Below are 22,956 nucleotides of genomic sequence, written 5' to 3'. Positions count from 1 at the left end.
GTAGTGGATTTGCTATTGATGATGTTTTAGTTGATTTCCAATGTCTAGATAGTGATGAGGATGTAGTATGTGATAAGGATGAAGTATTAGGTTGTACAAATAATTTAGCAAACAACTTTAATGAATTAGCTTCAGAAGATGATGGTTCTTGTCAAATAGATATTTATGGATGTACATATATAGCAGCTATTAATTTTAATCCTGAAGCTAATATAGATGATGGAAGTTGCTTTTTTACATTAAATGGGTGCACCGATCAACTTGCAATTAATTTTAATGAATTAGCTAATACTGATGATGGATCATGTGAATATGCAGATTTTGAAGATACTTGCGACATTGTACCAACTGGTTTATTTGTTGATGACATCATTCACAATAGAGTTGTGTTTAACTGGTCTGCACCAAGTGCTGCACCATCACACTACATGATTCGTTACCGTGAGGTAGGTACTTCTTCTTGGACAGTAATGACAGCTGGTCCTGTAAATACTAATGAATTTACTGGTACTAGCAGAACTCGTTACTTCATGCAGCCAGGGACTACTTATCAGTGGAATATTAGAGCTAGAGTACTAAACCAAGATGGTTCTACCAACTGTCAATCGCCTTGGTCTGCATCTTCCGAATACACCACACTAGAGGCCTGTGCTAACCTAGAAAACTTATCGGCTTCTACTGAGGCTAATTGGGTGACTTTAAGCGCAGATGCTCCTGCTGCAGAGTGGGGTGTATGGCAGTCTAAAGGTAAAGTTAGAGTAGTCGGAACTAACTCTTTCCGTTACTTAAATGGAAATGCTAATGGTGACATCAACGTCTTGAAAGGAAACTTTATACCAAGCACAGACTACCAGTGGCACACTAAAGCATGGTGCATGGGTAACGTTGATTCTGAAGGTAATTCTGATCCAATGTACCACTCAGGTTGGGGCGATTTCTCAGCGTTCACAACTGAAGCACCTTGTGATAAGATACCAACGAACTTATCGACTAGTGCCAACGGTGCACAAACAGCCATTACTATGTCTTGGGATACACCAGATAGTGGCGAGCCAGATCACTATTTTTTGGAGTTGACTAAAGTCACTACAGGTCAAGTATGGGCATGGAACAATATTCCTGGTTCTTCTAATTTCAAAACTAAGTTTGGTTTAACTCAAGGAGATTACTCTTGGAGAATCCGTGGTGCTTGTGGTACTAACGGTACTTCTTGGGCAACCATTTTCTCTCAGCCTGTAACTTATACTTTAGGTGGAGCTAGGATTGAGAATAATGCTGTAGTTAACTTGGATGTATATCCTAATCCATCTAGAGATATTTTTCATATCAATTTTACTTCACAAGAAATGCAAACGATAATAGTTAAGATTGTGAATTTAATTGGTAAGGAAATCTTTATTGAGGAGTTAACAGAATTTACTGGTCAGTACACGAAAGAAATTGATATGGATGCGCATTCTAAAGGTGTTTATTTCTTGGAAATAATTAATTCAAAAAACTCTTTGAATAAAAAAATAATTCTTCAGTAAATTAATTTTTTGATTCTAAAAGAGAGTGCTAGATTAAAGAATTGAAAATATAGCTTAAAAAACTATATTGAAAAATTATTCAAAAAACCTTTTAAACAATTACTAAACAACTTTAAAAATCCATGATATTTTTCATATCATGACTTATTTTATTTTCTAAAATATGAGCATATATCTGTGTAGTTCGAATTCTACTATGGCCAAGCATTTTAGACACTGTCTCAATAGGAACATTATTATTTAAAGTAATTGTTGTTGCAAAAGTATGTCTAGCCATATGGAAGGTTACTTTTTTATTGATTTCACAATTTTCAACTATTTTCTTAAGGTGAAGGTTAAGCGTTTGATTAGTAATAGATTTAAAGACAAATATATTTTCTTTGATGTAGTATTTACTTAATATTTCTTTTGCTCTATTTATTAAAGGGACCATGTAGATTGTTTTTGTTTTCTCTCTAGCTTTTTTTATCCATATGGAATTATCATTTTCAAAGTTAATATCCTTTGTTTTTAAAAGTGAAATGTCTCTAAAGCTAAGTCCAGTGAAGCAAGAAAATAAAAATAGATCTTTGACTAGATTTGTTGTTTTAATAACTTCTATTCCTTCAATTCTTTCAATTTCTTGTTTTGAAAGATAACCTCTTTTAAATGGCTGTTTTTTAAACTTAATTAAAGCAAAAGGATCCTCATTAATTAAACCATAAGCTAGTGCTTGATTTGTTATCTTTTTAAGATTTTGTAGCACTTTAATGCTTCCATTAACATTATTGAAAGTATTAGTTAATAAGTAGTTTTCAAATTCTTTTACAAATCTATGATTGATGGATTTAATTTTTTGATTTATTCCACTTTTAGTAATAAATGCTAGTAAGTGTTTTCTGAGTGTAAAGTAATTTTTTAATGTTCCTTTTGAGTATTTTTTTGGAACTTGTAGACTCATCTCATTATTGTGTTTATCAACTAAATGTATTAGAGTTGGAGTATGGGTTTTTTTATTTAATCTGTTTTTTAAATCAATAATATCTATTGACTTTTTTTCATCCATTAAATTATTTAATGATTCGTAGATTTCAGATTTTAGTTTTTCTAATTTCAGATTAGTTTTATGATTTTTTCTAGAGAGTTGTGATTTTTTATTCCAATTTTTTATGTTACACCAAAGACCTGTACTTTTTTCAAACTTTTTACCATTGAGATAAATTCTAAAGTAGATTGGGTGTTTATTTTCATAATTTACTTTAGATTTCTTAAGAAATGTCCAAATTTTAAATTGTTCAATCATACAGGGCGAAATTTAGTGACCTAAATAGGTGACCTATTTTTCTAATTTTTACGCTAGGTAAAGTTACGATTCGCTTGTAAGTTGCTGAAACTAAAACATATACAGTTTTTATATAGTTTGTATATATGTCATATATCATAATGATATATATTTTGCATTAACAAATTATCAAGTTAATCTATATAAAACCCTTAAAATCAATGAAATAAAAAAGGGTTTGATAAAAATCAAACCCTTTAATTAAGAAAATTTCGTGTCGGGGTGGCAGGATTCGAACCTGCGACCTCCTCGTCCCAAACGAGGCGCGATAACCGGGCTACGCTACACCCCGAAATTAGGCTGCAAATCTAATCAAATAAACAAGACAGCCAAATTATAATTCAATACTGCGGAGAGAGGGGGATTCGAACCCCCGATACCGTTACCGGTATAACACCTTAGCAGGGTGCCGCTTTCAGCCACTCAGCCACCTCTCCAAAAAAGAACGAGGGCGCAAATTTATACGATTTACATTGTTTCACAAAGTTTTTTCTTTTTTTATTTTTAAAGCTATAAATTCAGTAACAGCATAGCCTTTAAATGATTCGGAATGTTATATTTGCATAAACTCAAATTCTACGTCTATGTTGAATAAGATACTTACTATCCTAATTACGGTGATTACTCTGTCTGCCTGTGTAGATAGTCGAGATTTGTCACAAAATATTGTCGTTGCTCACATTTCATCAAACCCTGATGGTTTGCACCCCTATAACGATAATTCAGTCATGCGTTCTTTCATTTTTGAGCATACACAAAAAACTTTAGTAAAGTTAGATGTTAGTTCTTTAGAATATATTCCATCTTTAGCTAAATCGTTACCAGAAATTTCTGATGATGGACTCTTGTATCACTACGAGTTGAGAGACGATGTAAGATGGGATGATGGTAGTGAATTAACTGCTGAAGATATTGAGTTTACTGCTAAATTACAGTTATGCCCACTTACTGACAATGCTAATGTAAGAGGAAATTATACTTCTGTTATTAAAGACATTATTCTTTACCCTAATGAGCCAAAGAAATTTACTATGGTAGCTTTTGGCAAGAATGTAACCAACGCTAATATTTTTTCTGAAGTGTATGTTCAGCAAAAATCCCATTGGGATTCAGAGGGTGTTTTAGACGATTTAACATTTGAAAATATTCACAGTGATAATTTCAAAGAAAAGAAAGAATGGTCGGATTGGTTTAATGCTTTTAACCACGGAGATAACCGCTATCAGCCTGAAAAACTTGTTGGTTTAGGACCTTATCAAATTAGCGAGTGGGAGTCGGGTTCTTATATCATTGCATCTAGAAAGGACAATTGGTGGGGTGACAATGATACCCTTATTTATAACCAAAATTTTCCTGAGGAAATCATTTTTAAGATTATCACTGATGATGCATCGGTCTTTTTATCTTTGAAGAGTGAGGGTTTAGACGCTACCAACAGAGTAGGTACTTCTAAACTATTCAAATTACAAAAACACGATTATTTTAACCAGAATTATCATTCTGCCTTTTTAGATCAATACTCATACTATTATGCTGGTTTGAATATGCGCCCTGACGGTATCAAGCGCAAAGAATTCTTTACTGACGTTAGAGTACGTAGAGCGATGGCTCACCTAGTTCCTGTTGATGAAATTGTAGAAGTGCTATTGCACGGAGAAGGTTCAAGACAAGTGGCTCAATTATCTAATCTTAAGAAGAACTATAACGATACACTTCAATTGATAGAATTGAATTTAGATAAAGCTAAACGTTTGCTAGATGATGCGGGTTGGATTGATACAGATGATAACAACATAAGAGATAAAATTGTAAATGGTGAAAAACTACAATTGAGTTTTGAACTGAGTTATATGAGTGGTGCAGCTTCTAAAGAAACAGCACTTATGATTAAAGAAAGTATGTGGAGAGCTGGAGTTGAAGTTAAGCCTAACCCTATGGACTTTACTTTGTTTTATAAGAACGCTCAAGAACACGATTTTGATATGATGCTAGGAGGTTGGGGAGGTTCAGCGTCTTATTCTAATCCCTATCAATTGTGGCATACTTCATCCTGGGCAAACAAGGGTTCTAATTTCTGTGGCTTTGGTGATGCTTACAGCGATTCCCTAATTGATGCTGCCAATTCTGCCATTGATCCTGAAACTCACCGTGATGCTATTTGGCAATTACAAGCAAAGATATACCAAGATCAACCTTATGTTTTTATGTACAGCCCAAAACGTAAAATAGTAATACATAAACGTTTTGATAATGCCGATATGTATTATGAAAAACCAGGCTTTGTTCTGCATAATTTTAACCTAAAAGAAAGCTTTAAGACTAAAGTCCCAATGCCCTAAAAATTTAATGATATGTTAAAATATTTAGCTAAAAGAATACTCATATTTATACCTACATTGTTAGCCATTTCATTATTGGCTTTCATTATAAGTATAAGCGCACCTGCTGATCCTGTAGAAAAACTGTCTAGTTCTGCCGATAAGGAAGGAGCGGCTAATCAGCAATCTAATGCCACTAAAAAGACTAAGCAAGAGTTGAGAAAAAAATTAGGACTTGATTTACCTGTTTTTTACTTCAGTTTTGGTTCAGTAAGCGATTGCGATACCTTGTTCAAGTTAGCCGATAAAGATCATTCTGCTTGTTTAAGTGAGTTGTCTCATTATTATGGTAATTGGGAAGATGTATCCATTTATTTTCATCAGCTTAACAAAGCCCAATTCAGTCATTCTAATCTAGTGTTAGATGATATATTTGAGCAAAATAAAGATACTAACGGTCGCCCGGCCTACTCTAAAAACGAAATTAACGATGTAATTACGGAATCTAACTTTGAAATCAATTCAATGTTGGAAACAGCAAACCCTAACGTCATAGCGTCAAAGTTCAATTCATTAGATATTTTGTATAGCAAGTATTCCTTTTTATCTCCTGTAAAAAATGAGTTTGAAAAGGCTAAGGTATTGTATGATAAGATGCTTAGTCAGCAATCGTCTTGGAAAAGCTATATTCCTAAAATCATTTGGTACGGTTCAAAAAATCAATATCACTTTTGGTTATTTGGTGACGGCAAACAACGTAAAGGTGTTGTTAGAGGAGATTTTGGCTATTCATACATAGATAGTCAGCCCATCAACACTAAAATATGGAGTAAGGTATGGATTTCCTTTTCTTTCTCTTTATTATCGGTCATCTTTGCCTACATTATAAGTATTCCATTAGGTATTTATTCTGCTTATAAAAAAGACACTAAATTCGATAGGATTACTTCAATTGTAGTCTTTGTATTGTACTCTATGCCAGGTTTCTTTATTGGTGTTTTATTGCTTTATACCTTTGCTAATCCAGACACCCTAAGGTGGTTCCCTGTTTCAGGGATTCAAGACCCTACTTTGTACGACCCTTCTTGGTCTATGTTAGAAAAAATTCAACATAGAATACCGTATTTTATCTTACCTCTAATCACATATACTTATAGCTCCTTTGCATTTTTAAGTAGAATTATGCGAGTTGGTGTAATAGATGTTTTTGGACAAGATTACATACGTACTGCTCGAGCTAAAGGTCTAGGAGAAGGTAAGGTTGTTATGAAACACGCTTTAAGAAACTCATTATTACCGATTATTACTGTATTTGCTAATATCTTTCCACTAGCTATTGGAGGTTCAGTCATTATAGAAACGATATTTACTATCCCAGGTATGGGATTTGAGATATACAGCTCAATACTTAATTCAGACTATCCAATGATAGTTGCCGTATTTACTATTATTGGTTTTCTAACTATGATTGGTTATTTAGTAGCCGATATCCTTTATGCAGTTGTTGACCCTAGAATTTCTTACAAATAAAAACTATGGAACAAAGAGATTTTTCATTTAAAAAATACGCTTGGCAGCAGTTCAAGAAAAACAAACCTGCTCTCATTTCTTTATACATTCTGATAGCATTGGTTTTTATAGCCTTGTTTGCACCTATAATAGCCAACGATCAGCCCTTGTATTGTAAATATAAAGGAGAAACGTTTTATCCTGCATTTTCTACTTTGGTTAATCCATCTAAGTTGGATTCTGTGGTTAATCCCGAAACAGGTCTTACCGAAGTTCTTCAGTTTGATATTACCGACTGGAGGAAGTTAGAGCTTGAAAAGGTCGTGTGGGCACCGATACCTTATTCTCCAGATAAGGGTGATAGGTACAATAGAGAATACGTTTCTCCATTTGACGAACAACGTTATAAAAACAGTGAAAACGAGATTGTAGCTATTCCTAATCGATTGCGACATATTATGGGTACAGATAACATTGGTCGTGATTTAGCTTCTGGACTAATTCACGGTACTCGTATATCTTTACTTGTAGGTGTATTAGCTATGGGTATAGCAAGTATTATAGGTGTTTTCTTAGGTGCTTTAGCTGGGTTTTTTGGCGATAGAAACCTATTGATGCCACGCTCTAAGTATTACTTTACCTTATTTGGTATTTTCTTAGCTTTCTTTTATGGCTTTGGAGTAAGAAAATACACATTAGCTAATGCCTTTACTTCTGGTAACGGTATTTGGGAGTTGGTCATTAGTTTACTATTAATTGCTGCCATTATTGTAGGTATGCGATTATTATCTCGATTATTTAAATTCGGTTGGTTAGCCAAAGAAGTTAGTGTGCCAATTGATACTTTTGTATCTAGAGGTATTGAGATTTTAAACTCCATTCCTAGATTAATTCTAATCATTACTATATCGGCTATTTTTGTGAGAAGTATATGGCTTATAATGGTGATTATTGGTCTTACTTCTTGGACTGGTATTGCCCGTTTTACTCGTGCTGAATTTCTAAGAATTAGAGAGTTAGAATACGTTCAAGCTGCTAAGTCACTAGGATATTCTAATTTTAGAGCTATTGCTAAACATGCTTTACCAAATGCCTTAGCGCCTGTTTTTGTGTCTATCGCTTTCGGTGTAGCCTCAGCAATCCTTATAGAAAGTTCTTTATCTTTTCTTGGAATAGGTGTGCCAGACGATGTTGTAACTTGGGGTTCTTTGTTGAATTTAGGGCGTCAAGAGTTTGAAGCATGGTGGTTAGTAATGTTTCCAGGTTTCGCTATTTTCCTAACGATAACAATCTATAATCTGATAGGTGAGGGGCTTAGAGATGCTCTTGACCCTAGATTAAAGAGTTAAACCTTATTGGTGTAATTCTTTTTGGAGGAATTCTTTAAGTTGGTCAGCAGATAAGCTAATTTCTAGCACTCCTTTTAGGGCTACAGATATTTTACCTTTTTCTTCAGAAACAATAATTGCTATTGAGTCCGTATTTTCTGTGATACCTGCCGCAGCTCTATGTCGCATACCTAAATTAGAAGGGAAGCTATCATTTTCTATTGTTGGAAGAACGCAACGTGCTGCTTTTATAGTATCGCCAGTGATGATGACCGCTCCATCGTGCAATGGACTATTTTTAAAAAAAATACTTTGTAAGAAGATGTTAGACGTTTTAGCGTTAATTAACTCGCCAGTTTCAATATAGTTAGGTAATCCATTTTCTCTAGTTATAACGATAATAGCACCTGTTTTTGTTTTGGCCATTTCATCACAAGCCTTAACGATAGCAGAAATTTGAACTTCTGCAGCTGTTTCATCGTTTATCCAGTTGAATTTTAAAACCCCATCTTTAGAGAAAAATTTAGTGTTACCTATCATCAGTAAAAAACGTCTGAGTTCTTGTTGAAACACAATGATAACAGCTAATACCCCAACGCCAATAAACTGCCCTAGAATTTCACTTAAAAGATCCATTTGTAGAGCCTCAACGAGTTTCCACAGAAGGTATATAGCTGCAATACCCATAAAAATTCGAATAGCAACAGTTCCTTTAATCAATTTGTACAATTGAAATAGCAGAAAAGCTACCAATAATATGTCTAAGATATCGAGTATGTTAAATTCTAAGAAATCCATTTAGAGTAGGTTTTTGGCGAAGTTAATTAATTTTACACATTCAGCGGCTTCTTTCACGTCATGTACTCTAAGGATAGACACTCCTTTACTAAGGCATAAAGTATGAATCGTTGTTGTTCCATTAAGAGCATTATTTGCATCGGTTTCTAAAACCTTATAAATCATAGATTTTCTAGAAACACCAGCCATTAGGGGTAGGTTTAAAGCATGTAATTCTTCCAGATTATTTAATAATTGATAATTGTGCTCAAGTGTTTTTCCGAATCCAAATCCAGGATCTATTATGATGTTATTAACACCTTTTTCGTTGAGTATTTTAATTTTTGATGAAAAATAATCTACTACTTCTTTTTCTATGCAGTTATAATGTGGTTTGTCTTGCATATTTTGGGGAGTGCCTTGCATATGCATTATTATATATGGCACATCTAAATCGGCAATGGTATCAAACATCATTTTATCCAAATTACCTGCTGATATATCGTTAATAATATCAGCACCATTATCAGCACTTCGCTTGGCTATTTCAGAGCGAAAGGTATCTACTGACACCATTGTTTGAGGAAATTCTTTGTTAATAATTTGTAGTGTTTTTTCTAACCTTTTCCATTCCTCATCTTGACTGATGTGTTTGGCGTTTGGTCGTGAAGAATAAGCACCAATATCAATGATTTTAGCTCCATTATCGAGCATTTTTTCAATTTGAAGAAGTGCTTTTTTAATAGAGTTATGTTGTCCGCCATCATAAAAAGAATCGTCAGTAAGGTTTAAAATACCCATAATTGCTGGTGTTGATAAATCAAGCAATTTTGAATTACTTTCTATCGTTATAGCAGTATTAAAATTTTTATTTTTAGTCATTACTTCAAATCGAAATTGATATATGGAACAAACCATTCGTGAATATGATATGGCGTCAGCCAAATGTAAGGATATTTTTATCAAAAAAATGAAAGATTATGGTTGTGCATGGCGTATTTTAAGACTGTCTTCACTTACCGACCAAATATTTATTAAAGCTCAAAGAATACGCAGTATAGAGATGAAAGGTTCTCAAAAAGTGGGAGAGGACATCAGAAACGAGTTTGTTGGTATTGTCAATTATTCCATTATCGCCCTTATTCAGCTGGAAAAAGGAATTGCTGAACAGCCTGATATGGAGAATGAAGAAATACAAGAATTATACGAAAAATACTATTCAGAATCTAAAGAGTTGATGATGTCTAAAAATCACGACTACGGAGAAGCTTGGAGAGATATGAGAGTAAGTTCACTTACTGATTTGATACTTCAAAAATTACTTCGTGTTAAACAAATCGAAGACAATCAAGGAAAAACATTAATATCAGAAGGTATAGACGCTAATTATTTCGATATGATTAACTATGCCATTTTTGCACTAATTAAACTTAATTAATATGAAATTTTTAACTTATTTATCACGATTAATAGTAGGTGTCTTGTTTATTATTTCAGGACTCATTAAAGCTAACGATGCCGTTGGTTTTTCTTACAAACTAGAAGAATATTTTTCTGCCGATGTTCTTAACCTTGAATTCCTTATTCCTTATGCTCTTGTTATGGCTGCGGGGATATGTATTTTTGAAGTAGTTGTTGGTATAATGGTACTTATTGGCGCACGTCCTAAATTGGCCAACTGGTCACTAATGGCTATGATTGTGTTTTTTACATTCTTAACTTTTTATTCGGCATATTTTAACAAAGTAACCGATTGTGGTTGTTTTGGTGATGCTGTTAAGCTTACTCCATGGGGTTCTTTTAGAAAAGATCTAATTCTTTTGTTTTTCATATCCATATTATTCATTGGTGAAAAGCACATTAAAGCTATGTTCAATCGAAAAATGGAAAATATGCTTTTAGCTATCGTTACTTTTTTCTGTTTTGCTTTTGTTATTCACACCTACAGTCATTTGCCAGTGAAAGACTTTAGACCTTATGCTATTGGTAATAACATTACTGATGGTATGAAAACTTGTGATGAATTAGAATTACCTTGTACTGAAGAAGCCTATTATTACATTGTTAAAAATAAGTCGACTGGAGAAGTATCAGAGATGTTATCGACAGAATATCAAGAAAAATGGGAAGAATATGACTTTGTTGAAGCAACAGAAAAGACCATAGTATTGCAAGAGGGTTATGAGCCACCGATTCATGATTTTTCTATCTCTAAGGATGGTTTAGACTATACCTATTCTATACTTGAAGAAGAAAATGTGTTTATGTTGGTATGCTACAACATTGACAAAACATCTGCTTCAGAGCAAGATAAGATAAATGCCTTTTATAAAGATTGTCAATCGGCAGGCTTTTCGTTCTATGCCCTTTGTGCCTCAAGTGATGATAATATCACGGCTTTTGCTGAAGAACACAATATTGAGTACCCGTTCTATTTTACAGATGAAACGACCTTAAAAACTATGGTGCGTTCTAATCCTGGATTAATGCATTTACAAAAAGGTACTGTCAAAGGAAAATGGCATTATAACGATTTCCCATCATTAGGTGATATAGAAGCACAATTTTAGTTTTGATAGCATTTCTCTTTAAGCGTTTGAGTTATGGAATCCTAGTAATGTGGGGTGTTGTTACGGTAGTGTTTTTACTGTTCAATGTTCTTCCTGGTGACCCTGCTCGAATGATGTTAGACCAAAGAGAAGATGCTGAACAATTAAATAATATTAGAGCTAAATACGGATTTGATAAACCCTTAGCTACTCAATATGCTTTATATCTCAATGATTTATCGCCTATTTCTATTCATTCTCAAGACCCAAATACTTATTCTAATCTGCAGTCTAAAGCCTATAATTACTATAAGTTGGTAGCTTTTAACTCTAATGATATTGTTATCAAATACCCTTATCTAAGAACGTCTTTTAAAAAATCGGGCAAATCTGTTGGTGATATCATTTCTGACACCTTGCCAAATACCATTGTGTTAGCCGTTTCTTCTATACTAATAGCTATATTTTTAGGTGTTTTCATAGGCATACTAGCAGCCATATTTAAGGATAGTTGGATAGACAAAGTAGCTTTATTCTTTGGAGTTCTTGGTATGTCTGTTCCCTCGTTCTTTTCAGCCATTCTCATAGCCTGGTTATTTGGTTTTGTATTGAATGAATTTACAGGATTAAATATGACAGGAAGTTTATACTCGGTTGACGATTATGGTAGGGGAGAATTTTTAACATTATCTAACCTCATACTACCTGCTATTACATTAGGGGTAAGGCCCTTAGCCGTTATTATACAATTGACTAGAGCATCTTTTTTAGAAACGCTGACACAAGATTATGTCAGAACAGCCTTTGCAAAGGGCTTGAGCTTTGTCACAGTTTTAAGAAAACACGTTTTAAAAAATTCCCTTAACCCTGTAGTGACAGCCGTATCTGGTTGGTTTGCTAGTTTATTAGCAGGGGCTGTATTTGTAGAGTATATTTTTGCTTGGAATGGCTTAGGAAAAGAAATTGTAGATGCATTGAATCAGTTAGATCTGCCTGTTGTGATGGGTAGTGTACTGACCATTGCTCTCATGTTTGTAATTATTAACATTGTGGTTGACCTTATTTACGGATGGTTGGACCCTAGAATTAGAATGAGTTAAAATGAGAAAGAAAATTGTAGCAGGAAACTGGAAAATGAATAAGAATTTGAGTGAGGGTGTAGTTCTTGCAAATGAATTGGTAGAAAAAATTGGCGCATTGTCAACAGATGTAGAAGTGATTTTAGGAGTGCCCTTTACACATCTTGAAAAGGTTGCTTCTATTTCGGATAAGTTTAGTGTAAGTGCTCAAAATTGTAGCGCTCATATAAGTGGTGCATATACTGGAGAAATATCAACGACGATGATTGTTTCTACTGGTGCTAAATACGTTATTCTCGGACATTCAGAAAGAAGGGCATACCATGCTGAAAATAATTCAGATTTAGCTAAAAAAGTAGATTTATGTCTTAACGATAACTTAGATGTTATTTACTGCTGTGGTGAATTACTTTCAGAGAGAGAGTCAGGCAATCACTTTGAGGTGGTAAAAAATCAAATAGAAGAGGCTTTATTTCATTTGTCTGAAGATGATATGTCAAAAGTAGTCATTGCGTATGAACCAGTTTGGGCTATAGGTACAGGTGTAACAGCAACTTCAGATCAAGCACAAGAGATGCATGCATACATACGCTCTTTGTTTGCTGATAAGTATGGTAGCGACATAGCGCAGAACCTTTCTATTTTATATGGTGGTAGTTGTAAACCTTCAAATGCAGAAGATATATTTTCTAAATCTGATGTTGATGGTGGTTTAATAGGCGGTGCATCTTTAAATGCTAATGACTTTAGTCAAATAATCAATGCTTTTTAATGAACTATAAGGAGGTTTTATTTTCGTTTCAACCACTTCGACCTTGGAGTGAAATACTTATTGCTTATCTCTCAGATCTTGAGTTTGAAAGCTTTGAAGATATTGATAATGGTGTTAGAGCCTATATTAAAGAAAGCGATTTTAATCTATCAGATATAGAGACTATTTGCAATCAATTGGATTGCAATATTAATATTGATCATAAAGTCATTAAGCCAGAAAATTGGAATGCGAAATGGGAATCCGATTTTCAGCCTATCACCATAGGAGAGAAGTGTGGTATAAGAGCAGATTTTCATCAGCCATTAGATGTAGAGTACGAAATTATAATCACTCCTAAAATGTCATTTGGGACGGGGCATCATGCTACAACATATGGTATGATGGATACTATGCTTGGTTTAGATTTTTCTTCCAAACGTGTGTTGGACATGGGGTGTGGCACTGCAGTACTCGCAATATTAGCTGAGAAATTAGGTTCTTTAGATATACAGGCTATTGATATAGAAGAGTGGGCTTATAATAACGCTAAAGAAAATGTTAAAATGAATGGTGCTTCATGTATCAACGTATATAGAGGGGGTAAAGAGGAAATAGATGGTGATTTCGATATTATTTTAGCAAATATCAATAGGAATATTTTATTAGAAGATATGCAAGCTTATTCTGAGCATTTAAATCATGACGGACTGATTTTATTTAGTGGCTTTTATGAACAGGATTTAGAGTTAATTAGAGATGAGGCAGAATGCCATAGACTAAAGTATATAAACCACAATTCCAAGAATAATTGGGTAACAGCAAAATTCCAAAAACAATGAAAGCTATCAAAAAACTAACTTTACTATTTTCTTTACTTATTCTAACATCTTCCCTATGTGCTCAGTCGGGTAAAAGGCTAAAGGCATTCTCAGACGACAACACTACATATATTGAAGAGTTAAACACTTTTATGCTATCTGGTTCTTCTTCAGAAGATACCAAAAAGATGATGAAAAAGTTTACTAAGTCATGGGAAGGAAAGACTTTTTCTTCTGATAAAAAGGCAACTATTATTGAGGTATCCAACAAAATGTTGAAAGACAGAAAAAGACCTACACATTTTGAATCTTTAATTGAGGCTATTTTATCTTTTTCTAATGCCGAAACCTTTGATTCACAGTTTAATAATTGGTCGGAGATAGTAAGTTTTTTATTAGAAACGGCACCCACATCAAGGCAATTGAAATTTTTCAGCCTTTCCAATGATTTATTTTCTAAAAACACACTGTTTAGAAACCGAGCTTTAAGTTGGCATACTTCTACCTTAAACTATGTTTTTGGATTAGAAGATAGTGTACCTGTCATCAAATACATTCAACCCATTGATTTAATGTGTATTGCTCGAGGCGACACTATGAAAATAGCACAGACTAACGGTAGTTTTTATCCTATTTCAGGTCAGTGGAAAGGGCAGAGCGGTTTTGTTGATTGGAGAAAAGCTGGTTATAGTTTTGCTGAAGTATATGCTGAACTTACCGACTATAAAATAGCATTAAAGAAGCCTAATTTTTCGGCTGATTCTGTTCGTTTTTACAACCTTATGGTGTTTGATGAAAAACCGATAATCGGGAAGTTAGAGAATAAGCTTATTGAAAGAAATAAAAAAGACAGTAAGGTTGCCTACCCTAAGTTTGATTCATACGATAAGAAAATTACTCTTTCCGACTTAATAGAAGATGTTGACTTTGAAGGAGGCTATTCTTTATATGGCAATCGTTTTGTTTCTAAAGGAGGAGAGGGACAATTGGCAAGTTTAATATTTTATCGTAATGGTAAGCAATTTGTTAGAATTTCTTCAGAACGAATTGCTATAACTGGTAAGAGGGTATTGGCATCTAATGCATCTGTAAACATTATGTTTTCTAATGACTCTATAACACATCCTGGTTTGAACCTTATCTATGACCAAGAAAATAGAAGGTTAGATTTAATTTCTGATGATGATGGTATTTCTTCAGCACCTTATGTCAACACTTACCATGATCTGGATATGCGTTTTCAGAAGTTAGGTTGGGATATTGACGAAGACCAATTAATTTTTGGAACTCTACCAACCAATACAAGTCAACCAGCCTTTTTTGAATCAAATAGATATTATACAGAACAACATTTCGATGCTTTGTTAGGAATTGACGCACAACATCCTTTAGTGAGAATTAATGATTTTAATAAACAATATGGTATTAATAACACCTTTTTAATAAAAGACTTCGTCAATCTGTCAGGCTACTCTGACGATCAAGACATTCGTTTTTTGATGAATTTAGCCAAACAAGGCTTTATTAATTATAATTCTGGTTTAGGAATAGTAGGAGTAAAAGATAACGTTAGACGTTATCTAATGGCAAAATCAGAGAAAGAAGACCACGATGTAATCCGATTCAAATCAAGTGCCCCTGTTGATAATGCCAATGCTATCCTAGATTTAAATACAATGGATTTGAAAGTATTTAATGTAAAGCGGGTACAACTTAGTGAGGTGAGAGATGTTATTGCACTTCCTACAAAACAGCAAATTGTTGTTAAAGAAGGACGTAATTTCACTATGGGAGGACGCCTTATTGCTGGAGCTGGTGGACGTTTTAGAATTAAGTCTGAAGACATCACATTTAACTACGAAGATTTTAGGTTGTATTTTAAAAACGCTTCTACCGTAGTATGGATACCTAATAATCAAGAAAAATACGATGAAAAGGGAGAATTATTTTTAGAGCCCTTGGAGAATGAAATTACTATTGCTAATGGTGAGTTGTTAGTAGATACAAACATCAATAAATCGGGTATTTGGAAAGAAGATTATCCTGAATACCCCATTATAAGAAGTTACGATCGTTCAAAGGTGTATTACGATCAAGAAGAAATATTTTCTGGAGTGTATGATAGAGAGCGTTTTTACTTCGATATAGACCCTTTTGAAATAGATTCTTTAGATTCTTATAACCGTTCTTCATTAAGCTTTCCTGGCGACCTGAATTCGGCAAATATATTCCCTAACTTTAGGGAAGAGCTAAGAGTACAAGAGGATAATGCTCTAGGTTTTGTTATTGATATTCCTGATGCCGGATACCCTCTTTATGGTGACAAAGGACAATTCCACGCCAATAATAGGTTAACGCTAAATAAGTCTGGCTTAAGAGGTAAAGGAGGCTTTGATTATTTATCCTCAACGACACAATCAGACGATTACGTATTCTTTCCAGATTCTATGAATACACATGCCAATACTTTTGAGCTTGAAAGAACTGCTAACATAGCCGAATTCCCACAGGCTAGTGGTAATGTCATTTATGAGCATTGGTTGCCTTATGAAGATGTTCTTAGCGTAGAAAAAAAGACAGAAGATTTGGAGTTATATTCAGCTAAAGCCACTCTAGATGGACGCTTTTTCCTTCGCCCCACAGGTCTTACAGGAGCGGGAAAAGTGTATTTAGAAGACTCTGAATTAAGTTCTAATTTATATTATTTTAATCACAATGAATTTAATGCAGACACGGCTGATTTTGTCTTGCACCGTTCCGATGATTTTAAGGCTATTGCTTTTGAGTCTGTAAATCTGCGAACAGAAATTAATCTTATTGAAAGAACAGGTACTTTTCAATCCAATGGTAACAATTCGTTTGTGGCTTTCCCTGAAAATCAATACATCTGCTTCATTGATGAGTTAAAGTGGTTTATGGATAGGAGTATGGTAGAACTAGGGGTTTCTGAAGGGGGTAGTGGCTCTCGGTTTGTATCGACTCATCTAGATCAAGACTCTTTGTCTTTTGTGTCCAGAAAAGCCACTTATAGTTTGAAAGATTATATTATAGAAGCACAAGAAGTTGATGAGATACAAGTGGCCGATGCTGCTATTTATCCTGCCGATGGCAATGTAACGGTAGAGACAGGTGCCATAATGAGAAGTTTCACTGCTGCATCGATTTTAGTAAATAGAGAAGAACGTTATCATGAGTTGTTTGATGCTGACATAAATATTTATGGAGGTAAAAGTTATTCTGGTAAAGCTTCAGTAAACTACAAGGGTAGAGGAGTTGAAGAGCAATTAATAAAATTTGATTCTTTGTATGTGGACAGTATTTATCAATCGGTAGGTATTGGAACTATCAGTGCTGAAAGAGACTTTAAATTTAACCCTCAGTTTTCGTACAAAGGTTCGGTTAAGATGGAAGGCTCGCAAAAGGAGTTTTATTACGATGGTGCTTTTCAAGTACAACACGAATGTTATTTGGTTAAAGACGGTTGGGTAAAGTTTAACGATTATGTAGGTGTTGAAGATATACAATTGCCTATTGGTGGTGAGGTGCTCGACGAAAACGGCAAGAATCTTTATGTAGGTCCTATCATGTCTGACGATAGGATATACCCCGCTTTCTTGTCTTCTTTAGAGATAGAAACAGACTTGGTAATGATGCCTATTAATGGTTATTTATCTTACAATCCATCTCGTTCTATGTTTATTGTAGAAGACAAGACAGACTCTTTAGCTAGTAAGTTCACTATGACCAATGAAGGTTGTGTGATGAAAGGAGAGGGAGAATTTAATCTCGGTTTAGATTTAGGAAGAGTAGATGTTTCTACCATTGGTAATTTTAACTACAACGCTGTAGAAAATACATTTAAAACCAAATGTATGTTATCTCTAGATTTTTATATGAGTAAAAACGCTATGGAATTTATGGGGCAAGATTTATATAATGATCCTATGGCAGATGAATTGGAGATGAAAGAGAGTTTTTATATTCCTAACTTCAACAGAATATTACAGAATGAAGATTTATCTTTCGAATACGAAATGTATGGGCAGTTTGAAAAATTACCTTCTAAGTTGAAGAAAACACTTTATTTCTACGATGTAAACTTAGAGTGGGATCAAGAGAATTCAAGTATTATGTCTAAGAAAATGTTAGGCTTGGGTAATGTCAATGATTTTCAAATCAACAAACTTTACAAAGGACGTTTGGAACTCAATAAAGACTATTCTGGTGATATCTTTAATGTGTATTTAGAAACAGATATTGGCGAATGGTATTTCTTCACCTATTCTAATGAGGTCTTACTTAGTCGCTCTTCAATAGAAGACTATAACATTGGTATCTTGGAAGTGAAATCCCAACAAAAGAAGCTGCCAGCATCCAAAGGACAAGCCCAATACCAATACGATTTATCTTCAGAAACAGATGTTGATAACTTCAAAAAGCGTTTCTTTAGGTAGTAGTCAAACTTTATATTTTAGCCGTTATGCTTACAGGGTCTAATATTGTATTTCTAATTCTTTCCTACCTCATAGGTTCTATACCTTTTAGTATAATAGCTGGTAAGCTATTTAAAGGCATTGACGTTAGAGAATACGGTAGTGGCAATGCTGGAGCAACCAATACCTTTAGAGTTCTAGGAAAAAAAGCAGGAATTCCTGTTCTAATTCTAGATGTATTGAAAGGCTTTATTGCTGTGGATTTGGTATGGTTTACAAGCTATGTGCCTTCAACAGAAATATATATCAATTTGCAGTTAGCTTTTGGTATTGCGGCTGTATTGGGTCATGTCTTTCCTGTATATGTAGGTTTTAGAGGAGGAAAGGGTGTCGCAACGCTACTAGGTTTTATGATTGGCGTTTTCCCTGAAGCGGCAGTTATATCTATCGTTATTTTCGTGCTGACTTTATTGTTTTCAAAATACGTTTCTTTAAGTTCAATTTTTGCTGGTTTGTTTTTCCCTTTCGGGGTGTACTATCTATCTGATAACCTAGTGCCGACCATGATGATATTTTCCATTTTTGTTCCGGTATTATTGATTGCCACCCACCAAAGGAATATTGAAAGACTAGTAAGGGGCGATGAGAATAAGGTCAAACTAAGAAAGAAGAAATAATTTCATTTTTTGTACTCATATTCAATTAGCTAATTTATATTTGCAAACGAATTTGGACTCGTAGCATAACTGGATAGTGCACTAGATTACGGCTCTAGAGGTTGGGGGTTCGACTCCCTCCGAGTTCACACTTTATAATCCCCTTGACAATATTGTCTTGGGGATTTTTTTATTTCCACAAGTCAGGTAGTAGTCAAGTTAAGCACAACCAATATTTTAAAACTATGAAAAAGTACACCCTAATCATTTTGTCAATTATCCTATTTACAACATGTGAAGATTCTTTTTTCTTAGCAGATTCTTGGTCAGATGGAGATAAAGAAGGCTACGAATACCCAAGAAATTCTGAAGAGCATAACTTATTCATCGACTTATTTGAGCAAATAGGTATGGATACAGTTTTTTACGGGTTTACCCTAACAGCAGCAGATGCAGACGATGTACATTCGATGAGTAATGAGGAAATTGAATTTTACAATTTGAAAAAAATAAAAATTAAATCTATCGTAAAATACGATGCCTTTAGAAATAAAGTCTCACCTAAAGTTTGGATTAAAGTAAACCGTGAAACTGGGTGTTGATGTTAAATAAATAATAAAGTTGTGAATACCTAAATTGCGAACTTACTACTAAACTTAAAGTTGGTATCTTTGATAATGTTAAAGTTTAGGCTTTAAAGAATTTTACAACTCAACTAAAGTTGCAATAATGGAAAATTTTGACCGTAAAAAACATTGGGAGAACGTCTATCAGACCAAAGAGTTAAAAGAGGTAAGTTGGTATCAACCGATCCCCATCACTTCATTGGATTTTATTATGGAATTTAATGTCCCAAAAACAGCAAAAATCATTGATATTGGTGGTGGTGACAGTTTTTTGGTAGATAGTTTACTCGATTTGGGTTATACGGATGTTACGGTACTTGATATTTCATCAGCAGCCATTGAAAGAGCAAAACAACGACTTGCTGAAAAAGCCCAAAATGTAAAATGGATTGTTGCAGATGCAGCAGCTTTTAATCCGACAGAAAAATATGACTTTTGGCACGACCGAGCAGCATTTCACTTTTTGACAGAAGAACAAGATATATCTAGCTATTTGAAAATAGCTGAACAAAATATAAATTCATCTGGTGTTTTAGTGATAGGCACATTTTCAGAAGATGGCCCAAAAAAATGCAGTGGGATAAACATTAAACAATATTCGGAAAGCTCAATGACCGAACGATTGAAACCTTTGTTCGAGAAAATTAATTGCATTAGGGTAGAGCACCAAACACCATTCGACACTACTCAGAACTTTGTTTTTTGTAGTTTTAGAAAAATATAGTAGAAACTATCAATCAATATTTTTGTTGTATTTGCTTATGAAAACATCTTTTTTCTTCATTCTTTATTTAGTATTAGATACGATTAAATTGTTCGTATTCAACAGGAATAAAAACAGACTAAAAGCCTTATTTGTTTTACCTCTTGCATTCATGTTCTATTCATGTGATACGAATACAAATCAAACACAAATAAAACCACAAACAAAACCACAAATAGATTCAATTTCTAGAGCAGACTCATTACACTGTTTATGTGATTCTACCTTAATCATACAAAACGATTCTAAGATTGAAGGATATACAGATAAAATATCTTATTTACCTGGAGAGACTGTAGAACTATACATAAGTTCAAAAAGCAAAAACTTTAAAATTGAATTGGTAGATCAAAGCCTAGACTCTAAATCGTTATTATTAATTAATGATAGCAACGGTATTGTTCAAAATTATAATCAATGCGCATTTAAAGATGGTTGTAATTGGATATTAACAAATAAAATAAAGATACCTAAAAATGCTGTTAGTAGCTATATGACCATTAATTTGTCTAATGAATATCACCAATTTAAAATCCCAATAATTGTAAAGAGTCCAATAAAAAATAAGATATTATGTGTAGCATCAACCAATACGTGGCATGCCTACAACGGTTGGGGTAAAGCCAATTTTTACAGATACGAGGTTAATGATTCTTGTAAAATTAAAAAACAGTCTTCACAATTAAGTTTATTAAGACCTATTAAAATAGTAGGTGGCCTTGAGTATAAAGGCCATCTGTTTGATGCTGAATTAGCTCTTATTCATTGGTTGGAAAGGGAAAAATATAGTTTTGACATCGTTTCAGATACTGATATTCATTTAAACCCCAATTTACTTATGGATTATGATTTAGTATTTTTAAATACTCATTCAGAATATTGGACTCGAAATGCTTTTGATGGGATGGAGACATATATTAATAAGAAGGGGTCTTTATGTCATATAGGGGCAAACGGTATGTACTGGAAGGTTACTCTTTCTAACAATACTATTGAGTGTATAAAAACGCAAGGTGTTCATGAGTCTGATTCTACTAAAGGAGGAAAATGGAGAGACCTTGGCAAACCTGAGGAAAAGATACTAGGCGCAGCTTACGATGCAGTTGGCTATGATACATATATGCCATATGTTGTGATTAATGAAGATCATTGGTTATTTGAAAACACCAAGTTGGAAAATGGAGATTTATTTGGAAAAAGTGTTAATCGCAAATATGCATCTGGTCATGAAACTGATAAAATGACCTCCAATTCACCTGACAATATTATTCTATTGGCTAGAGGAGTAAAACAAGAAGCTGTTTATGAATTAGGTAAAGAAGGAGCAAGCAGGCACGGAGGTGCCGATATGGTCTATTTTGAAACACCAAATGGCGGATCAGTATTTTCAACTGGTTCCATAACTTCAAGTGGAAGTATGCTTGTAGATTCTAACATGAGTATTATTATAAATAATATGATAAGAAATAAACTAAAATAAGCCAATTCCTAATTATCAAAGCAACAAAATAGAACGATTAAAAACGAATACCAGCGTTTAACAGTTTGAATATATTGTTCCTGCCTAACATAGTCCATTTAGTATTAGTTATATTCTATAATGGAATCATTGGTTGTAGGCTGAATAAATAATCTATTTTTGCAGTGTTACTTATGAAAACATCTTTTTTCTTCATTCTTTATTTTATGCCTTTTTTAGTTTTGGGTCAAGGGGTGGAGCAAGAAAATAAAGTAGGTTCTTTTTATCTATACTGGGGTTGGAATGGCTCTCAGTATTCGACATCAAACCTACATTTCAGTGGTGAGCATTATGATTTCATTTTGAGCGATGTTCAAGCAAAAGATCGACAAACGGCCTTTGACTTTTCTACCTATTTTAGCCCAACTACATTTACCATTCCACAGTACAATTATCGCTTGGGTTATTATCTGAAAAACAATTATGATATATCCATTGGGATGGATCACATGAAGTATTTGATGGTAGCCAACCAAAAGGTAAGTATATCAGGAGAAATAGCACAAAGCAATACTCCTTATGATGGTAATTATTCAAGCGATGAGATAAGCCTTTCACCAGATTTTTTACAGTTTGAACATACCGATGGACTAAACTATGTCAATGTGGAATTGCGAAAAACTAAGCTTTTAACAGAATACAAGAGTTTTAAAATGAGTGAAATGCACGGATTGGGTTTAGGTCTTATAGTTCCTAAGACCAATACAACACTTTTGGGGCACGAACGCTTCGATGAGTTTCATCTCTCGGGATATGGTGCGAGTATAGTTACAGGCTTACGTTTTGATTACAAAAAGGTTTTTATTCAAGCCGAACTCAAGGGAGGATGGATAAATATGCCGCATATAAGAACGACAAGTAACACAATAGATGTAGCCAAACAATCGTTCTTTTTCAGTCAATTCAATGTAGTATTCGGTGTTTTTTTTCTGGATTTAAAATAGAAAATCAATCTTTGTTTATTTAGACCGATTTCT

General features: G+C 33.9%; 18 protein-coding genes and 3 tRNA genes. 16 read left to right on the top strand and 5 right to left on the bottom strand.

All coding sequences use genetic code 11. From position 1 onward, the window contains the following. On the top strand, nt 1–1,529 hold a 1,529-nt coding region (locus P8I29_06010), incomplete at its 5' end, for a fibronectin type III domain-containing protein (GenBank protein MDG1917355.1). Nucleotides 1,530–1,641: 112 nt separating this feature from the next. Here P8I29_06010 and P8I29_06005 read toward each other — a convergent pair. From P8I29_06005 to P8I29_05995, 3 genes are all read right to left on the bottom strand, one after another. Further along, a complete protein-coding gene (locus P8I29_06005) occupies nt 1,642–2,811 on the bottom strand; it encodes a tyrosine-type recombinase/integrase (protein MDG1917354.1) in 1,170 nt (389 codons plus the stop codon). Nucleotides 2,812–3,067: 256 nt separating this feature from the next. After that, a tRNA-Pro gene (locus P8I29_06000) sits at nt 3,068–3,142 on the bottom strand. A gap of 58 nt (nt 3,143–3,200) precedes the next feature. Then, nucleotides 3,201–3,287, bottom strand: a tRNA-Ser gene (locus P8I29_05995). A gap of 147 nt (nt 3,288–3,434) precedes the next feature. Here P8I29_05995 and P8I29_05990 point away from each other — a divergent pair. The 3 genes from P8I29_05990 to P8I29_05980 are packed head-to-tail and all read left to right on the top strand — an operon-like array spanning nt 3,435 to nt 8,026. Beyond that, a complete protein-coding gene (locus P8I29_05990) occupies nt 3,435–5,189 on the top strand; it encodes an ABC transporter substrate-binding protein (protein ID MDG1917353.1) in 1,755 nt (584 codons plus the stop codon). A 12-nt stretch (nt 5,190–5,201) separates the two neighbouring features. Beyond that, nucleotides 5,202–6,698, top strand: coding sequence for an ABC transporter permease subunit (locus P8I29_05985; GenBank protein ID MDG1917352.1), 1,497 nt, complete (start codon nt 5,202–5,204; stop codon nt 6,696–6,698). A 5-nt stretch (nt 6,699–6,703) separates the two neighbouring features. Then, nucleotides 6,704–8,026, top strand: a complete 1,323-nt coding sequence (locus P8I29_05980; protein ID MDG1917351.1) for an ABC transporter permease — start codon at nt 6,704–6,706, stop codon at nt 8,024–8,026. 3 nt (nt 8,027–8,029) lie between these two features. Here P8I29_05980 and cdaA read toward each other — a convergent pair whose 3' ends face one another. Together cdaA and folP are read right to left on the bottom strand one after the other, a co-directional pair. Then, nucleotides 8,030–8,803: a diadenylate cyclase CdaA gene (cdaA, locus tag P8I29_05975; GenBank protein ID MDG1917350.1), complete on the bottom strand. Its 774-nt coding sequence runs from the start codon at nt 8,801–8,803 to the stop codon at nt 8,030–8,032. After that, on the bottom strand, nt 8,804–9,664 hold the full coding sequence (gene folP, locus P8I29_05970; GenBank protein ID MDG1917349.1) for a dihydropteroate synthase: 861 nt from the start codon (nt 9,662–9,664) through the stop codon (nt 8,804–8,806). It abuts the gene before it with no gap. Between the two features lie 22 nt (nt 9,665–9,686). Here folP and P8I29_05965 point away from each other — a divergent pair, with 22 nt between their 5' ends. The 12 genes from P8I29_05965 (at nt 9,687) to P8I29_05910 (ending at nt 22,923) form a co-directional block, all read left to right on the top strand. Beyond that, nucleotides 9,687–10,220 (top strand): DUF1599 domain-containing protein, encoded by a 534-nt coding sequence (locus tag P8I29_05965; GenBank protein MDG1917348.1) that lies wholly within the window; start codon nt 9,687–9,689, stop codon nt 10,218–10,220. Nucleotide 10,221: 1 nt separating this feature from the next. Beyond that, nucleotides 10,222–11,352, top strand: coding sequence for a DoxX family protein (locus P8I29_05960; protein ID MDG1917347.1), 1,131 nt, complete (start codon nt 10,222–10,224; stop codon nt 11,350–11,352). 2 nt (nt 11,353–11,354) lie between these two features. Further along, nucleotides 11,355–12,431 carry an ABC transporter permease gene (locus P8I29_05955; GenBank protein MDG1917346.1) on the top strand — a complete coding sequence of 359 codons (1,077 nt, stop codon included), beginning with the start codon at nt 11,355–11,357 and terminating at the stop codon, nt 12,429–12,431. Nucleotide 12,432: 1 nt separating this feature from the next. After that, the gene (gene tpiA / locus P8I29_05950) at nt 12,433–13,182 is read left to right on the top strand and encodes a triose-phosphate isomerase (GenBank protein MDG1917345.1); all 750 of its coding nucleotides are present in this window, start codon (nt 12,433–12,435) and stop codon (nt 13,180–13,182) included. Then, nucleotides 13,182–14,003 (top strand): 50S ribosomal protein L11 methyltransferase, encoded by an 822-nt coding sequence (gene prmA / locus P8I29_05945; protein MDG1917344.1) that lies wholly within the window; start codon nt 13,182–13,184, stop codon nt 14,001–14,003. The genes tpiA and prmA overlap by 1 nt, the downstream gene beginning before the upstream one ends. Next, entirely contained in the window at nt 14,000–18,436 is a 4,437-nt protein-coding gene (locus P8I29_05940; protein MDG1917343.1) for a hypothetical protein, read from the top strand. Before prmA ends, P8I29_05940 begins: the two co-directional genes overlap by 4 nt. A 26-nt stretch (nt 18,437–18,462) precedes the next feature. Further along, nucleotides 18,463–19,092: a glycerol-3-phosphate 1-O-acyltransferase PlsY gene (plsY, locus tag P8I29_05935; GenBank protein MDG1917342.1), complete on the top strand. Its 630-nt coding sequence runs from the start codon at nt 18,463–18,465 to the stop codon at nt 19,090–19,092. A gap of 54 nt (nt 19,093–19,146) precedes the next feature. Further along, nucleotides 19,147–19,220, top strand: a tRNA-Arg gene (locus P8I29_05930). A gap of 96 nt (nt 19,221–19,316) precedes the next feature. Beyond that, nucleotides 19,317–19,673 carry a hypothetical protein gene (locus tag P8I29_05925; protein ID MDG1917341.1) on the top strand — a complete coding sequence of 119 codons (357 nt, stop codon included), beginning with the start codon at nt 19,317–19,319 and terminating at the stop codon, nt 19,671–19,673. 127 nt (nt 19,674–19,800) lie between these two features. Then, the gene (locus tag P8I29_05920) at nt 19,801–20,421 is read left to right on the top strand and encodes a class I SAM-dependent methyltransferase (GenBank protein ID MDG1917340.1); all 621 of its coding nucleotides are present in this window, start codon (nt 19,801–19,803) and stop codon (nt 20,419–20,421) included. Nucleotides 20,422–20,458: 37 nt separating this feature from the next. Further along, nucleotides 20,459–21,940: a hypothetical protein gene (locus P8I29_05915; GenBank protein ID MDG1917339.1), complete on the top strand. Its 1,482-nt coding sequence runs from the start codon at nt 20,459–20,461 to the stop codon at nt 21,938–21,940. A gap of 173 nt (nt 21,941–22,113) precedes the next feature. Continuing rightward, entirely contained in the window at nt 22,114–22,923 is an 810-nt protein-coding gene (locus P8I29_05910; GenBank protein ID MDG1917338.1) for a hypothetical protein, read from the top strand. Nucleotides 22,924–22,956 lie beyond the last annotated feature (33 nt).

The organism is Flavobacteriales bacterium (assembly GCA_029248105.1).
Taxonomy (GTDB): domain Bacteria; phylum Bacteroidota; class Bacteroidia; order Flavobacteriales; family UBA7312; genus UBA8444.
This window is presented reverse-complemented; position numbering and strand designations above follow the sequence as displayed.

Coding starts and splice junctions, on each gene's coding strand:
- P8I29_05920 (MDG1917340.1), top strand. CDS start 19,801: ATGGAAAATTTTGACCGTAAAAAACATTGGGAGAACGTCTATCAGACC.
- cdaA (MDG1917350.1), bottom strand. CDS start 8,803: ATGGATTTCTTAGAATTTAACATACTCGATATCTTAGACATATTATTG.
- P8I29_05980 (MDG1917351.1), top strand. CDS start 6,704: ATGGAACAAAGAGATTTTTCATTTAAAAAATACGCTTGGCAGCAGTTC.
- tpiA (MDG1917345.1), top strand. CDS start 12,433: ATGAGAAAGAAAATTGTAGCAGGAAACTGGAAAATGAATAAGAATTTG.
- P8I29_05990 (MDG1917353.1), top strand. CDS start 3,435: ATGTTGAATAAGATACTTACTATCCTAATTACGGTGATTACTCTGTCT.
- P8I29_05965 (MDG1917348.1), top strand. CDS start 9,687: ATGGAACAAACCATTCGTGAATATGATATGGCGTCAGCCAAATGTAAG.
- P8I29_05910 (MDG1917338.1), top strand. CDS start 22,114: ATGAAAACATCTTTTTTCTTCATTCTTTATTTTATGCCTTTTTTAGTT.
- P8I29_05915 (MDG1917339.1), top strand. CDS start 20,459: ATGAAAACATCTTTTTTCTTCATTCTTTATTTAGTATTAGATACGATT.
- plsY (MDG1917342.1), top strand. CDS start 18,463: ATGCTTACAGGGTCTAATATTGTATTTCTAATTCTTTCCTACCTCATA.
- P8I29_05960 (MDG1917347.1), top strand. CDS start 10,222: ATGAAATTTTTAACTTATTTATCACGATTAATAGTAGGTGTCTTGTTT.
- P8I29_05940 (MDG1917343.1), top strand. CDS start 14,000: ATGAAAGCTATCAAAAAACTAACTTTACTATTTTCTTTACTTATTCTA.
- folP (MDG1917349.1), bottom strand. CDS start 9,664: ATGACTAAAAATAAAAATTTTAATACTGCTATAACGATAGAAAGTAAT.
- prmA (MDG1917344.1), top strand. CDS start 13,182: ATGAACTATAAGGAGGTTTTATTTTCGTTTCAACCACTTCGACCTTGG.
- P8I29_05985 (MDG1917352.1), top strand. CDS start 5,202: ATGTTAAAATATTTAGCTAAAAGAATACTCATATTTATACCTACATTG.
- P8I29_06005 (MDG1917354.1), bottom strand. CDS start 2,811: ATGATTGAACAATTTAAAATTTGGACATTTCTTAAGAAATCTAAAGTA.
- P8I29_05925 (MDG1917341.1), top strand. CDS start 19,317: ATGAAAAAGTACACCCTAATCATTTTGTCAATTATCCTATTTACAACA.